1 pseudogene is annotated in these 266 nt (G+C 68.4%); it reads left to right on the top strand.

Annotated features, from left to right (window positions below):
* Positions 1-266: pseudogene (locus tag ACH65_RS20485) on the top strand (ABC transporter ATP-binding protein); the annotation flags it as partial.

Here is a 266-nt window from a genome sequence, read left to right as displayed (position 1 = left end):
GGCGCATCCTGCTCGACGGCCATCCGCTCAAGGAGTACGACCTGGAGACGCTGCGCCTCAACATCGGCGTGATCTTCCAGGACTTCGTGCGTTATTACCTCAGCGCCGCGGACAACATTGCGGTGGGCCGCATCGACGCGCGCGAGGAGCACGCGCGCATCGCCGAGGCCGCGCGGCGCAGCGTCGCCGACGCGGTGATCGCGCGCCTGCCCAAGGGCTACGCGCAGATGCTGGGCAAGCTGTTCAAGGACGGCGTGGACCTCTCC

It is taken from the genome of Frateuria defendens, assembly GCF_001182895.1.
In the GTDB taxonomy this organism is placed as follows: domain Bacteria; phylum Pseudomonadota; class Gammaproteobacteria; order Xanthomonadales; family Rhodanobacteraceae; genus Frateuria_B; species Frateuria_B defendens.
Note: the sequence above shows the minus strand (reverse complement) of the source record. Positions and strands in the feature narration are given on the sequence as shown.